We start from the raw sequence: 14,248 nt of genomic DNA on the forward strand, positions 1-14,248 counted from the left end.
CGGACTACGGAGAGAAAGCAATGAAAGCTCTGCTCGATCTATTCAAGCAAGTCCAACAGGAAGAAGTTTTCGACGCGATCAAGATCGGTCTGGCCTCCCCGGACAAGATCCGTTCGTGGTCGTTCGGTGAAGTGAAGAAGCCGGAGACCATCAACTACCGTACGTTCAAACCGGAACGCGATGGTCTCTTCTGCGCGAAGATCTTCGGGCCGATCAAGGACTACGAGTGCCTGTGCGGCAAGTACAAGCGCCTGAAGCACCGTGGCGTGATCTGCGAGAAGTGCGGCGTCGAAGTGACGCTGGCGAAGGTGCGTCGCGAACGCATGGGCCACATCGAACTGGCCTCGCCGGTCGCGCACATCTGGTTCCTGAAGTCGCTGCCGTCGCGTCTGGGCATGGTGCTCGACATGACGCTGCGCGACATCGAACGCGTGCTGTACTTCGAAGCGTACGTGGTGATCGAACCGGGCATGACGCCGCTGAAGGCGCGGCAGATCATGACCGAAGAGGATTACTACAACAAGGTCGAGGAATACGGCGACGAATTCCGTGCCGAGATGGGCGCGGAAGGCGTGCGTGAACTGCTGCGCGCGATCAACATCGACGAGCAGGTCGAGACGCTGCGCACCGAGCTGAAGAACACCGGCTCGGAAGCGAAGATCAAGAAGTACGCGAAGCGCCTGAAGGTCCTCGAGGCATTCCAGCGCTCGGGCATCAAGCCCGAGTGGATGATCCTCGAAGTGCTGCCGGTGCTGCCGCCGGAACTGCGTCCGCTCGTGCCGCTGGATGGCGGCCGTTTCGCGACCTCGGACCTGAACGACCTGTACCGCCGCGTGATCAACCGTAACAACCGGTTGAAGCGTCTGCTCGAGCTGAAGGCGCCTGAAATCATCGTCCGCAACGAAAAGCGGATGCTGCAGGAAGCCGTCGACTCGCTGCTCGACAACGGTCGTCGCGGCAAGGCGATGACGGGCGCGAACAAGCGTCCGCTGAAGTCGCTCGCCGACATGATCAAGGGCAAGGGCGGTCGTTTCCGTCAGAACCTGCTGGGCAAGCGCGTCGACTACTCGGGCCGTTCGGTCATCGTGGTCGGCCCGACGTTGAAGCTGCACCAGTGCGGTCTGCCGAAGCTGATGGCGCTCGAGCTGTTCAAGCCGTTCATCTTCAACAAGCTGGAAGTGATGGGCGTCGCGACGACCATCAAGGCTGCGAAGAAGGAAGTCGAGAACCAGACGCCGGTGGTGTGGGACATCCTCGAAGAGGTGATCCGCGAGCACCCGGTGATGCTGAACCGTGCGCCGACGCTGCACCGTCTCGGTATCCAGGCGTTCGAGCCGGTCCTGATCGAAGGCAAGGCAATTCAGCTGCACCCGCTCGTCTGCGCGGCGTTCAACGCCGACTTCGACGGTGACCAGATGGCCGTTCACGTGCCGCTGTCGCTCGAAGCGCAGATGGAAGCGCGTACGCTGATGCTGGCGTCGAACAACGTGCTGTTCCCGGCCAACGGCGATCCGTCGATCGTGCCGTCGCAGGATATCGTGCTGGGTCTGTACTACGCGACCCGCGAAGCGATCAACGGCAAGGGCGAAGGCCTGTCGTTCACCGGCGTGTCGGAAGTGATCCGCGCGTACGAGAACAAGGAAGTCGAGCTCGCATCGCGCGTCAACGTGCGGATCACCGAAATGGTCCACAACGAGGACACGTCGGAAGGCGCGCCGCAATTCGTGCCGAAGATCTCGCTGTACGCGACGACCGTCGGTCGCGCGATTCTGTCGGAGATCCTGCCGCACGGCTTGCCGTTCTCGGTGCTGAACAAGCCGCTGAAGAAGAAGGAAATCTCGCGCCTGATCAACACCGCATTCCGCAAGTGCGGCCTGCGTGCGACGGTCGTGTTCGCCGATCAGCTGATGCAGTCGGGTTTCCGTCTCGCGACGCGCGCAGGTATTTCGATCTGCGTGGACGACATGCTCGTGCCGCCGCAGAAGGAAACGATCGTCGGCGACGCCGCGAAGAAGGTGAAGGAGTACGACCGCCAGTACATGTCGGGTCTCGTCACCGCGCAGGAACGCTACAACAACGTGGTCGACATCTGGTCGGCAACGTCGGAAGCGGTCGGCAAGGCGATGATGGAGCAGCTGTCGACGGAGCCGGTGACGGACCGCGACGGCAACGAGACGCGCCAGGAGTCGTTCAACTCGATCTACATGATGGCCGACTCGGGCGCCCGGGGTTCGGCGGTGCAGATTCGTCAGCTGGCCGGTATGCGAGGCCTGATGGCGAAACCGGACGGCTCGATTATCGAGACGCCGATTACCGCGAACTTCCGCGAAGGTCTGAACGTGTTGCAGTACTTCATCTCGACCCACGGTGCACGTAAGGGTCTGGCTGATACGGCACTGAAGACCGCGAACTCGGGTTACCTGACGCGTCGTCTCGTCGACGTCACGCAGGATCTGGTGGTGGTCGAGGACGACTGCGGCACGTCGAACGGCGTGGCGATGAAGGCGCTGGTCGAAGGCGGTGAAGTTGTCGAAGCACTGCGCGACCGTATCCTCGGCCGCGTCGCGGTCGCGGACGTCGTGAACCCGGAAACGCAGGAAACGCTGTACGAATCGGGCACGCTGCTCGACGAAACAGCGGTCGAGGAAATCGAACGCCTCGGCATCGACGAAGTGCGCGTGCGCACGCCGCTGACCTGCGAAACGCGTTACGGTCTGTGCGCGGCCTGCTACGGTCGCGATCTGGGCCGCGGCTCGCTCGTGAACGTCGGCGAAGCAGTCGGCGTGATCGCGGCTCAGTCGATCGGTGAACCGGGCACGCAGCTGACGATGCGTACGTTCCACATCGGTGGTGCGGCATCGCGTGCGGCAGTGGCGTCGTCGGTCGAAGCGAAGAGCAACGGTATCGTGCGTTTCACGGCGACGATGCGTTACGTCACCAACGCGAAGGGCGAGCAGATCGTCATTTCGCGTTCGGGCGAGGCGCTGATCACCGACGATATCGGCCGCGAGCGCGAACGTCACAAGATCCCGTACGGCGCGACGCTGCTGCAGCTCGACGGCGCGGCGATCAAGGCCGGCACGCAGCTGGCGACGTGGGATCCGATGACGCGTCCGATCATCACCGAGTACGGTGGTACGGTGAAGTTCGAGAACGTCGAGGAAGGCGTGACCGTCGCGAAGCAGATCGACGACGTGACCGGCCTGTCGACGCTGGTCGTGATCGACGTGAAGCGTCGTGGTTCGCAAGCTTCGAAGAGCGTGCGTCCGCAGGTGAAACTGCTCGACGCGAACGGCGACGAAGTGAAGATCCCGGGCACGGAGCACGCAGTGCAGATCGGCTTCCAGGTCGGCGCACTGATCACCGTGAAGGACGGCCAGCAGGTGCAGGTGGGTGAAGTGCTCGCACGTATCCCGACCGAAGCGCAGAAGACGCGTGACATTACCGGCGGTCTGCCGCGGGTGGCGGAACTGTTCGAAGCGCGTTCGCCGAAGGATGCCGGCATTCTCGCGGAAGTCACCGGTACGACGTCGTTCGGCAAGGACACGAAGGGCAAGCAGCGTCTCGTCATCACGGACCTCGAAGGCAATCAGCACGAGTTCCTGATCGCGAAGGAAAAGCAGGTGCTGGTCCACGATGCTCAGGTCGTCAACAAGGGCGAAATGATCGTGGACGGCCCGGCGGATCCGCACGACATCCTGCGTCTGCAGGGTATCGAGGCGCTGTCGCGCTACATCGTCGACGAAGTGCAGGACGTGTATCGTCTGCAGGGCGTGAAGATCAACGACAAGCACATCGAGGTGATCGTTCGCCAGATGCTGCGTCGTGTGCAGATCACCGATAACGGCGATACGCGCTTCATCCCGGGCGAACAGGTCGAGCGTTCCGACATGCTGGACGAGAACGATCGCATGATCGCCGAGGACAAGCGCCCGGCTTCGTACGACAACGTGCTCCTCGGTATCACGAAGGCGTCGCTGTCGACCGACTCGTTCATCTCGGCGGCATCGTTCCAGGAAACGACCCGCGTGCTGACCGAAGCGGCGATCATGGGCAAGCGCGACGATCTGCGTGGCCTGAAGGAAAACGTGATCGTCGGCCGTCTGATCCCGGCCGGTACGGGTCTCGCGTTCCACAAGGCACGCAAGGCGAAGGAATCGTCGGATCGCGAGCGTTTCGACCAGATCGCAGCGGAAGAGGCATTCGACTTCGGCACGCCGAGCGCGCCGGCGGAAGAGCCGCAGCAACACCCGACAGCCGAGTAAGTGCGGGCGGCGCGAGCCGCCTCGCGTTGCTGTATTCGCTGTCATCGAAACCGCCCGGTTCGCCGGGCGGTTTTTTTTTCGTCGTTCACGTGCATGACGGGCTTGCTGCGCGACTGCGCAGGCCTGTCATGCGCACTCGAACCCTGTCCGATTGGCCAACGTTGCACGATTCGCCACGCGCTGCGCGAGCGGGTTGTTAAAATTGCGGTCATCGTTCTGCCGTCCACTTTCTCGTTCATGTCCCGCGCCCTCGAAATCCTCGACGAAGTCTTTGGTTATTCCGCATTTCGCGGCCAGCAGGGCGAGATCGTCGAACACGTCGCTAGCGGCGGCGATTGCCTCGTGCTGATGCCGACGGGCGGCGGCAAGTCGCTGTGCTACCAGATTCCGGCGCTGCTGCGCCGCGAGGCCGGGCAGGGGGCGGGCATCGTCGTGTCGCCGCTGATCGCGCTGATGCAGGACCAGGTCGCCGCGCTCAGCGAAGTCGGTGTGCGCGCGGCCTACCTGAATTCGACGCTGTCGGGCGCCGAAGCCGCGGCGACCGAGCGTGCGCTGCGCGAAGGCGAGATCGACCTGTTGTATGTCGCGCCCGAGCGGCTGATGACCGGCCGCTTCCTCGACCTGCTCGAGCGCGCGAAGATCGGCCTGTTTGCAATCGACGAGGCGCACTGTGTGTCGCAGTGGGGACATGACTTCCGTCCCGAATACATTCAGCTGTCGGTGCTGCACGAGCGCTTCCCGTCAGTGCCGCGTATCGCGCTGACGGCGACCGCCGACGCGATCACGCGCGACGAGATCATCCATCGCCTCGCGCTCGACGATGCGCGCGTGTTCGTGTCGAGCTTCGACCGGCCGAACATCCGCTACCGTATCGTCGAGAAGGACAACGCTCGCTCGCAGCTGCTCGACTTCATCCGCGCGGAGCACACGAACGCGGACGGCACGACCGACGCGGGTGTCGTCTACTGCCTGTCGCGCCGCAAGGTCGAGGAAACGGCCGAATGGCTGAAGGCACAGGGCGTGCGCGCCCTGCCGTATCACGCGGGGATGGAGTTCGAGGTGCGGCAGAAGCACCAGGAAATGTTCCAGCGCGAGGAGGGCATCGTGATGTGCGCGACCATCGCGTTCGGCATGGGCATCGACAAGCCGGACGTGCGTTTCGTCGCGCACCTGGATCTGCCGAAGAGCGTCGAAGGCTATTACCAGGAAACGGGTCGTGCGGGCCGCGATGGGATGCCGGCGAACGCGTGGATGGCGTATGGGCTCGGCGACGTCGTCCAGCAGCGCAAGATGATCGACGAGTCTGATGCGGACGACGCGCACAAGCGCGTCCAGACGTCGAAGCTCGACGCGCTGCTTGGGCTGTGCGAGACGATCTCGTGCCGGCGCGTGCGATTGCTGAACTACTTCGGCGAGGCGAGCCAGCCGTGCGGCAACTGCGACACGTGCCTCGAGCCGCCCGATTCATGGGATGCGACGCGCGAGGCGCAGATGGCGCTGTCGTGCGTGTTCCGCGCACAGCGCGCGAGCGGCTTCAATTTCGGCTCGAGCCACCTGATCGAGATCCTGCGCGGCGGCCGCACCGAGAAGGTGCTGCAGCGCGGTCACGACCAGCTCAGCACGTTCGGGATCGGCGCGTCGCTGTCCGAGCCCGAGTGGCGCGCGATTTTCCGGCAGCTCGTGGCGTATGGCTACCTCGCGGTCGATCATGGCGGTTTCGGTGCGCTCATGCTGACCGAAGCCGCGAAACCGGTGCTGAAGAACGAGGAGAAGGTCACGCTGCGCCGCTACGTGAAGCCGCAGCGCACGCGCCAGTCGTCGAGCCGCAGCGGCACGCGCGTCGACCCGACGGCCGGCATGGGCACGCGCGAGCGCGCCCGCTGGGACGCGCTGAGAACATGGCGCGCGGAAACCGCGAAGTCCGACGGCGTGCCGGCCTACGTGATCTTCCACGATGCGACGCTCGCGGAAATCGCGCGCAACGCGCCCGAGACGATTGACGACCTGCGCCATATCCCGGGCATGGGTGTGCGCAAGCTCGAACGCTTCGGCGACGAGATCATCGATGTCGTCGAATCGGCGTGACACTGTGTTCCGACCCTTCCGGTAAACCGCCGGCGCGGGCGGCAAATCACGCAAGCCGTTGACTTAGTTGGCATTTCCGGAATATCATGTTGGGTTCCGGTATTCGGTGGGCCGAGTCGCGTTCGAAGGTTCGTGTCTGTATCGCCGGTTCGGAAGTCAACTGTGCGCCGATTCTCGCTTTGCCCGAAATCGATGTGCAGATTTTGTTCAATTTCAGGAATAAACAATGCCAACCATCAACCAACTGGTTCGCAAAGGCCGTCAGTCGGAAACGACGAAGAGCAAGAGCCCGGCCCTGCAGGACTGCCCCCAGCGTCGCGGCGTGTGCACCCGTGTGTACACGACGACGCCGAAGAAGCCGAACTCGGCACTCCGTAAGGTCGCCAAGGTTCGTCTGACGAACGGCTTCGAAGTGATTTCGTACATCGGCGGTGAAGGCCACAACCTGCAGGAACACTCGGTTGTGCTGATCCGCGGCGGCCGTGTGAAGGACTTGCCGGGTGTGCGTTACCACATGGTTCGCGGCTCGCTGGATACCCAGGGCGTCAAGGACCGTAAGCAAGCGCGCTCGAAGTACGGCGCGAAGCGTGCAAAGGCTGCCAAGTAAGCAGTTTTTGATCAGGGATCGCCGAAGGGCGGTCAAGGCGGGAGTGCCGGATTGCCGGTGCTGTCGAGTAAGTGGTCACCCGGCCAAGCTGGTTAGTCGTGAAGATGTGATCGGGTTTGTTGGTGGCCGCGGGGCTGGAACCAGCTCCAACTGAACAGGTAAAGGAAGAATCATGCCGCGTCGTCGCGAAGTCCCCAAGCGGGAAGTGTTGCCGGATCCGAAGTTCGGCAACGTTGATGTAGCCAAGTTCATGAACATGCTGATGCTGTCCGGCAAGAAGTCGGTCGCAGAGCGCATCGTTTATGGCGCATTCGAACAAATCCAGACCAAGGGTGGCAAGGACCCGCTGGAAGTGTTCACCGTTGCGCTCAACAACGTGAAGCCGGTGGTCGAAGTGAAGAGCCGCCGCGTTGGTGGTGCCAACTATCAGGTTCCGGTCGAAGTGCGCCCGTCGCGTCGTATGGCATTGGCGATGCGCTGGCTGCGTGAGGCTGCGAAGAAGCGCAGCGAGAAGTCGATGGCTCTGCGCCTGGCAGGCGAACTCTCCGAAGCGGCCGAAGGCCGTGGCGGCGCGATGAAGAAGCGCGACGAAGTTCACCGCATGGCAGAAGCCAACCGCGCGTTCTCGCATTTCCGTTTCTAAGCGCCTGGCTGGGCTGTTTGCGGAAATAAATTCCGGGCGGGTGCGCTTTTCAGGCGCCTCGCCCGTTTGTGTTGAAGCACGATGCAGCAGGGCTGCATCGTGTCATCCCAGTAGAGGATCAAAGTGGCTCGCAAGACTCCTATCGAGCGCTACCGCAATATCGGTATTAGCGCTCACATCGACGCCGGCAAAACGACGACGACCGAGCGCATTCTGTTTTACACCGGTGTGAACCACAAGATCGGTGAAGTCCACGACGGCGCAGCAACGATGGACTGGATGGAGCAGGAGCAAGAGCGTGGCATCACGATCACGTCCGCTGCTACCACGGCCTTCTGGAAGGGCATGGGTGGCAACTATCCGGAACACCGCATCAACATCATCGACACCCCGGGTCACGTCGACTTCACGATCGAAGTGGAGCGTTCGATGCGCGTGCTCGACGGCGCGTGCATGGTGTACTGCGCAGTGGGCGGCGTGCAGCCGCAGTCGGAAACGGTGTGGCGCCAGGCTAACAAGTACAAGGTGCCCCGTCTCGCGTTCGTCAACAAGATGGACCGTACCGGCGCGAACTTCTTCAAGGTCTACGACCAGCTCCGTCTGCGCCTGAAGGCGAACCCGGTTCCGGTCGTGGTGCCGATCGGTTCGGAAGAAAACTTCAAGGGCGTGGTCGACCTGATCAAGATGAAGGCGATCATTTGGGACGAAGCGTCGCAAGGCACGAAGTTCGACTACGTCGACATCCCGGCCGAGCTCGCAGAGACCTGCAAGGAATGGCGCGAAAAGATGGTCGAAGTGGCTGCTGAAGCCAGCGAAGACCTGATGAACAAGTACCTGGAAGAAGGCGATCTGCCGGAAGCCGACATCGTCAAGGCGCTGCGCGACCGTACGATCGCGTGCGAAATCCAGCCGATGCTGTGCGGTACCGCGTTCAAGAACAAGGGCGTGCAGCGTATGCTCGACGCCGTGATCGACTTCCTGCCGTCGCCGGTCGACATCCCGCCGGTCAAGGGCGAGCTCGAAAACGGCGAAGCTGCGGAGCGCAAGGCATCGGACGACGAAAAGTTCTCGTCGCTCGCGTTCAAGATCATGACCGACCCGTTCGTCGGCCAGCTGATCTTCTTCCGTGTGTACTCGGGCGTCGTCAACTCGGGCGACACGCTGCTGAACTCGACCAAGGGCAAGAAGGAACGCCTCGGCCGTATTCTGCAGATGCACGCGAACCAGCGTGAAGAAATCAAGGAAGTCCGTGCAGGCGACATCGCCGCAGCGGTCGGCCTGAAGGAAGCAACCACGGGCGACACGCTGTGCGACCCGGCGAACCCGATCGTTCTCGAGCGCATGGTGTTCCCGGAGCCGGTGATTTCGCAGGCTGTCGAGCCGAAGACGAAGGCTGACCAGGAGAAGATGGGCCTCGCGCTGAACCGCCTGGCGCAGGAAGACCCGTCGTTCCGCGTGCAGACCGACGAAGAGTCGGGCCAGACCATCATTTCGGGCATGGGCGAGCTCCACCTCGAAATTCTGGTCGACCGGATGAAGCGTGAATTCGGCGTGGAAGCGACCGTCGGCAAGCCGCAGGTTGCGTACCGCGAAACGATCCGTTCGACGGCGAAGGATGTCGACGGCAAGTTCGTCAAGCAGTCGGGTGGTCGCGGTCAGTACGGTCACGCGGTCATCACGCTCGAGCCGAACGAGCAAGGCAAGGGCTACGAGTTCTTCGACGAGATCAAGGGTGGTGTGATTCCGCGTGAATACATCCCGGCGGTCGATAAGGGTATCCAGGACACGCTGAAGTCGGGCGTGCTGGCTGGCTTCCCGGTCGTCGACGTGAAGGTTCACCTGACGTTCGGTTCGTACCACGACGTTGACTCGAACGAAAACGCGTTCCGCATGGCCGGTTCGATGGCGTTCAAGGAAGCGATGCGCAAGGCGAACCCGGTCGTCCTCGAGCCGATGATGGCTGTCGAAGTCGAGACGCCGGAAGACTACATGGGCAACGTGATGGGCGACCTGTCGGGCCGTCGCGGCATCGTCCAGGGCATGGAAGACATGGTTGGCGGCGGCAAGATCGTTCGCGCCGAAGTGCCGCTGTCGGAAATGTTCGGTTACTCGACGTCGCTGCGTTCGCTGACGCAAGGTCGTGCAACGTACACGATGGAGTTCAAGCACTACGCTGAAGCTCCGCGCAACGTTGCTGAAGCGATCATCAGCGCGAAGTCGAAGTAAATCTGTAGCTACCAACCGATATTTTTTGAAAGAAGAGAATCATGGCAAAAGGTAAATTTGAGCGGACCAAGCCGCACGTCAACGTTGGAACGATTGGTCACGTTGACCACGGCAAGACGACGCTGACGGCAGCTATCACGACGGTGCTGACGAAGAAGTTCGGCGGCGAAGCGAAGGCCTACGACCAGATCGACGCGGCACCGGAAGAAAAGGCGCGTGGCATCACGATCAACACGGCACACGTCGAGTACGAAACGGCTAACCGCCACTACGCACACGTCGACTGCCCGGGCCACGCTGACTATGTGAAGAACATGATCACGGGCGCAGCGCAGATGGACGGCGCGATCCTGGTTTGCTCGGCAGCAGACGGCCCGATGCCGCAAACGCGTGAGCACATCCTGCTGGCGCGTCAGGTTGGCGTTCCGTACATCATCGTGTTCCTGAACAAGTGCGACATGGTGGACGACGCTGAACTGCTCGAGCTGGTCGAGATGGAAGTTCGCGAACTCCTGTCGAAGTACGATTTCCCGGGCGACGACACGCCGATCGTGAAGGGTTCGGCCAAGCTGGCGCTGGAAGGCGACACGGGCGAGCTGGGCGAAGTGGCGATCATGAGCCTGGCAGACGCACTGGACACGTACATCCCGACGCCGGAGCGTGCGGTTGACGGCGCGTTCCTGATGCCGGTGGAAGACGTGTTCTCGATCTCGGGCCGTGGTACGGTTGTGACGGGTCGTGTCGAGCGCGGCATCGTGAAGGTCGGCGAGGAAATCGAAATCGTCGGTATCAAGCCGACGGTGAAGACGACCTGCACGGGCGTTGAAATGTTCCGCAAGCTGCTGGACCAAGGTCAGGCAGGCGACAACGTTGGTATCCTGCTGCGCGGCACGAAGCGTGAAGACGTGGAGCGTGGCCAGGTTCTGGCGAAGCCGGGTTCGATCACGCCGCACACGCACTTCACGGCTGAAGTGTACGTGCTGAGCAAGGACGAAGGCGGCCGTCACACGCCGTTCTTCAACAACTACCGTCCGCAGTTCTACTTCCGTACGACGGACGTGACGGGCTCGATCGAGCTGCCGAAGGACAAGGAAATGGTGATGCCGGGCGACAACGTGTCGATCACGGTGAAGCTGATCGCTCCGATCGCGATGGAAGAAGGTCTGCGCTTCGCAATCCGCGAAGGCGGCCGTACCGTCGGCGCCGGCGTCGTCGCCAAGATCATCGAGTAACATCGACGATCCGCGGATCCCTCCGGGGTCCGCGATTCCACGGTAGGCAGTTGTACCGTCGAAGCCGGGTGTCCAGTTCGATCTGGCACCCGGTTTTGTTTTTGTGGTGCGTGCGTCGCTGTATTGCAAACGTACACCACTGTTGAGAATTTTCGTGTAGAATCGCGGGTTTAGCAGTGGAAGTGCCGTTCGGAACCAGGCGCCTCGCTCCCCGCAGGCAACAGGTTTCGCGTTCTTTTAGTGTCCGGCGATGCAACATCGCCTCGCTCTTTTCAAGGAATCGTCATGCAGCAACAGAAAATCCGGATTCGCCTGAAGGCTTTCGACTATCGTCTGATCGATCAATCGGCTGCCGAGATCGTCGATACCGCGAAGCGGACTGGCGCAATCGTCCGTGGCCCGGTGCCGCTGCCGACGCGCATTCAGCGTTTTGACATCCTGCGTTCGCCGCACGTCAACAAGACGTCGCGCGATCAGCTCGAAATCCGTACCCACCAGCGCCTGATGGACATCGTCGATCCGACCGACAAGACGGTTGATGCGCTGATGAAGCTCGACCTGCCGGCTGGCGTCGACGTGGAAATCAAGCTGCAGTAAGGCTTTCGGTGCCAACCGGCTTGCTGGGTGGCGCTAAGTCTTTGTATTGCTTGCGGAAATCGAGAAGTCGGGCTATACTGCTTGGCTTTTCGCGTATTCGCGTAAAAAAGTTGGGCCTTGCGTGCCTGGCATTTTGTAAATCAGCCCCGACCAATCGCAGTCGGGAATGGAGAAAATGATGAGCCTTGGACTCGTAGGTCGCAAGGTTGGCATGACCCGTATCTTCACGGCTGAAGGGGATTCGATTCCCGTCACCGTGCTGGACGTGTCGGACAACCGCGTGACGCAGATCAAGACTGTTGAAACCGACGGCTACACGGCCGTGCAGGTTGCATTCGGCTCCCGCCGCGCATCGCGCGTGACGAAGCCGCTGGCAGGTCATCTCGCCAAAGCCGGTGTCGAAGCCGGTGAAATCCTCAAGGAATTCCGCATTGATGCGGCCAAGGCAGCTGAGCTGTCGAATGGCGCCGTGGTCGGTGCTGATCTTTTCGAAGTGGGCCAGAAGGTCGACGTGCAAGGCGTGTCGATCGGTAAGGGCTACGCCGGTACGATCAAGCGTTACAACTTCTCCTCTGGCCGTGCTACCCACGGTAACTCGCGCTCGCACAACGTGCCGGGCTCGATCGGTATGGCGCAGGATCCGGGTCGCGTTTTCCCGGGTAAGCGCATGACGGGTCACCTCGGTGACGTTACGGTGACGGTGCAGAACCTCGAAATCGCTCGTATCGACGCAGAGCGCAAGCTGCTGCTCGTCAAGGGCGCGATTCCGGGCGCGAAGGGCGGCAAGGTTTTCGTGACGCCGGCCGTCAAGACCAAGGGGGCGAAATAATGGAACTCAAGCTCCTGAACGAAAATGGTCAGGAAGGTGCAGTGGTTAACGCGTCGGATGTCGTGTTCGGCCGTGACTACAACGAAGCGCTGATCCACCAGGTCGTCGTCGCGTACCAGGCGAATGCTCGCCAGGGTAACCGCGCACAGAAGGACCGTGAGCAAGTCAAGCACACCACCAAGAAGCCGTGGCGTCAGAAGGGTACGGGCCGCGCTCGTGCCGGTATGTCGTCGAGCCCGTTGTGGCGTGGCGGTGGTCGCATCTTCCCGAACTCGCCGGAAGAAAACTTCTCGCACAAGGTCAACAAGAAGATGCATCGCGCAGGTCTCTGCTCGATCTTCTCGCAGCTGGCCCGTGAAGGCCGTCTGTCGGTCGTCGAGGACATCATCCTCGAGGCGCCGAAGACCAAGCTGCTGGCTGACAAATTCAAGACCATGGGTCTCGACTCCGTTCTGATCATCACGGACACGGTCGATGAGAACCTGTACCTGGCTTCGCGCAACCTGCCGCACGTGGCGATTGTCGAGCCGCGCTACGCTGACCCGCTGTCGCTGATCTACTTCAAGAAAGTGCTGGTCACGAAGGCTGCGGTCGCCCAGATCGAGGAGTTGCTGTCATGAGCGAGATTCGCAAGAACGATCATCGTTTGATGCAGGTCCTGCTCGCACCGGTGATCTCGGAAAAGGCGACGCTGGTTGCCGACAAGAACGAGCAAGTCGTGTTCGAAGTCGCACCGGATGCCACGAAGCAGGAAGTGAAGGCGGCTGTCGAGCTGCTGTTCAAGGTTGAAGTTGATTCGGTCAACGTGCTGGTTCAGAAGGGCAAGCAAAAGCGCTTCGGCCGTTCGATGGGCCGCCGTAAGGACGTGAAGAAGGCGTACGTTTGCCTGAAGCCCGGCCAGGAAATCAACTTTGAAGCGGAGGCCAAGTAATCATGGCAATCGTGAAAGTTAAACCGACTTCGCCGGGTCGCCGCGCGATGGTCAAGGTGGTCAACAAGAACCTGCACCAGGGCAAGCCGTTCGCGGCACTGCTCGACTCGCAGAGCTCGACCGCCGGTCGTAACAACAACGGCCGTATCACCACGCGTCACAAGGGTGGTGGTCACAAGCAGCACTACCGTATCGTCGATTTCCGTCGCACGAAGGACGGCATCCCGGCAAAGGTCGAGCGTCTCGAGTACGACCCGAACCGTAGCGCGAACATCGCGCTGGTGCTCTACGCAGACGGCGAGCGTCGCTACATCATCGCCCCGAAGGGCCTGACCGTCGGCCAACAGCTGATGTCGGGTTCGGAAGCGCCGATCCGTGCAGGTAACACGCTGCCGATCCGCAACATTCCGGTCGGTACGACGATCCACTGCATCGAGATGCTGCCGGGCAAGGGCGCGCAAATGGCGCGTTCGGCTGGCACGTCGGCCATGCTGCTGGCACGTGAAGGCGTCTACGCGCAGGTTCGTCTGCGTTCGGGCGAAATCCGCCGCGTGCACATCGAGTGCCGTGCAACGATCGGTGAAGTCGGCAACGAAGAGCATAGCCTGCGCCAAATCGGCAAGGCTGGCGCGAACCGCTGGCGCGGTATCCGCCCGACGGTGCGTGGCGTTGCGATGAACCCGGTTGATCACCCGCACGGTGGTGGTGAGGGCAAGACGGCTGCAGGTCGCGACCCGGTGAGCCCGTGGGGTACGCCGGCTAAGGGTTACCGCACCCGCAGCAACAAGCGCACGACGACGATGATCGTCCAGCGCCGTCACAAGCGTTAAGGA

General features: G+C 61.8%; 11 protein-coding genes. All 11 read left to right on the forward strand.

The genetic code is table 11. The annotated features are described in order from the left end of the window. The first annotated feature begins 20 nt into the window (after positions 1-20). The 11 genes from rpoC to rplB all read left to right on the forward strand — a co-directional run bounded on the left by rpoC (position 21) and on the right by rplB (position 14,245). Complete coding sequence (gene rpoC, locus AC1Z3W_RS19990) at positions 21-4,265, forward strand: DNA-directed RNA polymerase subunit beta' (RefSeq protein ID WP_057924811.1); 4,245 nt, start codon at positions 21-23, stop codon at positions 4,263-4,265. Between the two features lie 237 nt (positions 4,266-4,502). Next, a complete protein-coding gene (gene recQ, locus AC1Z3W_RS19995; protein WP_057924843.1) occupies positions 4,503-6,350 on the forward strand; it encodes a DNA helicase RecQ in 1,848 nt (615 codons plus the stop codon). A 226-nt stretch (positions 6,351-6,576) separates the two neighbouring features. After that, entirely contained in the window at positions 6,577-6,957 is a 381-nt protein-coding gene (gene rpsL / locus AC1Z3W_RS20000) for a 30S ribosomal protein S12 (RefSeq protein ID WP_006400662.1), read from the forward strand. Positions 6,958-7,129: 172 nt separating this feature from the next. Further along, on the forward strand, positions 7,130-7,600 hold the full coding sequence (gene rpsG / locus AC1Z3W_RS20005; protein ID WP_006477195.1) for a 30S ribosomal protein S7: 471 nt from the start codon (positions 7,130-7,132) through the stop codon (positions 7,598-7,600). A gap of 123 nt (positions 7,601-7,723) precedes the next feature. Then, positions 7,724-9,826, forward strand: coding sequence for an elongation factor G (gene fusA / locus AC1Z3W_RS20010; protein ID WP_057924810.1), 2,103 nt, complete (start codon positions 7,724-7,726; stop codon positions 9,824-9,826). A 41-nt stretch (positions 9,827-9,867) separates the two neighbouring features. Next, complete coding sequence (tuf, locus tag AC1Z3W_RS20015) at positions 9,868-11,058, forward strand: elongation factor Tu (protein WP_011350666.1); 1,191 nt, start codon at positions 9,868-9,870, stop codon at positions 11,056-11,058. A gap of 285 nt (positions 11,059-11,343) precedes the next feature. After that, positions 11,344-11,655, forward strand: coding sequence for a 30S ribosomal protein S10 (rpsJ, locus tag AC1Z3W_RS20020; protein ID WP_004199280.1), 312 nt, complete (start codon positions 11,344-11,346; stop codon positions 11,653-11,655). A 178-nt stretch (positions 11,656-11,833) separates the two neighbouring features. Next, positions 11,834-12,484: a 50S ribosomal protein L3 gene (gene rplC, locus AC1Z3W_RS20025; protein WP_006752926.1), complete on the forward strand. Its 651-nt coding sequence runs from the start codon at positions 11,834-11,836 to the stop codon at positions 12,482-12,484. Beyond that, on the forward strand, positions 12,484-13,104 hold the full coding sequence (gene rplD, locus AC1Z3W_RS20030) for a 50S ribosomal protein L4 (protein WP_006477192.1): 621 nt from the start codon (positions 12,484-12,486) through the stop codon (positions 13,102-13,104). Before rplC ends, rplD begins: the two co-directional genes overlap by 1 nt. Then, complete coding sequence (gene rplW, locus AC1Z3W_RS20035) at positions 13,101-13,415, forward strand: 50S ribosomal protein L23 (RefSeq protein WP_004199275.1); 315 nt, start codon at positions 13,101-13,103, stop codon at positions 13,413-13,415. The genes rplD and rplW overlap by 4 nt, the downstream gene beginning before the upstream one ends. Before the next feature lie 2 nt (positions 13,416-13,417). Beyond that, a complete protein-coding gene (gene rplB, locus AC1Z3W_RS20040; RefSeq protein WP_006482900.1) occupies positions 13,418-14,245 on the forward strand; it encodes a 50S ribosomal protein L2 in 828 nt (275 codons plus the stop codon). The last annotated feature ends 3 nt before the right edge of the window (positions 14,246-14,248 follow it).

It is taken from the genome of Burkholderia sp. 10_S31 (assembly GCF_056930375.1).

What these genes read in the sequence shown, in the direction of transcription:
- rpoC (WP_057924811.1), top strand. Translation starts at nt 21, where the DNA reads ATGAAAGCTCTGCTCGATCTATTCAAGCAAGTCCAACAGGAAGAAGTT.
- recQ (WP_057924843.1), top strand. Translation starts at nt 4,503, where the DNA reads ATGTCCCGCGCCCTCGAAATCCTCGACGAAGTCTTTGGTTATTCCGCA.
- rpsL (WP_006400662.1), top strand. Translation starts at nt 6,577, where the DNA reads ATGCCAACCATCAACCAACTGGTTCGCAAAGGCCGTCAGTCGGAAACG.
- rpsG (WP_006477195.1), top strand. Translation starts at nt 7,130, where the DNA reads ATGCCGCGTCGTCGCGAAGTCCCCAAGCGGGAAGTGTTGCCGGATCCG.
- tuf (WP_011350666.1), top strand. Translation starts at nt 9,868, where the DNA reads ATGGCAAAAGGTAAATTTGAGCGGACCAAGCCGCACGTCAACGTTGGA.
- rpsJ (WP_004199280.1), top strand. Translation starts at nt 11,344, where the DNA reads ATGCAGCAACAGAAAATCCGGATTCGCCTGAAGGCTTTCGACTATCGT.
- rplC (WP_006752926.1), top strand. Translation starts at nt 11,834, where the DNA reads ATGAGCCTTGGACTCGTAGGTCGCAAGGTTGGCATGACCCGTATCTTC.
- rplD (WP_006477192.1), top strand. Translation starts at nt 12,484, where the DNA reads ATGGAACTCAAGCTCCTGAACGAAAATGGTCAGGAAGGTGCAGTGGTT.
- rplW (WP_004199275.1), top strand. Translation starts at nt 13,101, where the DNA reads ATGAGCGAGATTCGCAAGAACGATCATCGTTTGATGCAGGTCCTGCTC.
- rplB (WP_006482900.1), top strand. Translation starts at nt 13,418, where the DNA reads ATGGCAATCGTGAAAGTTAAACCGACTTCGCCGGGTCGCCGCGCGATG.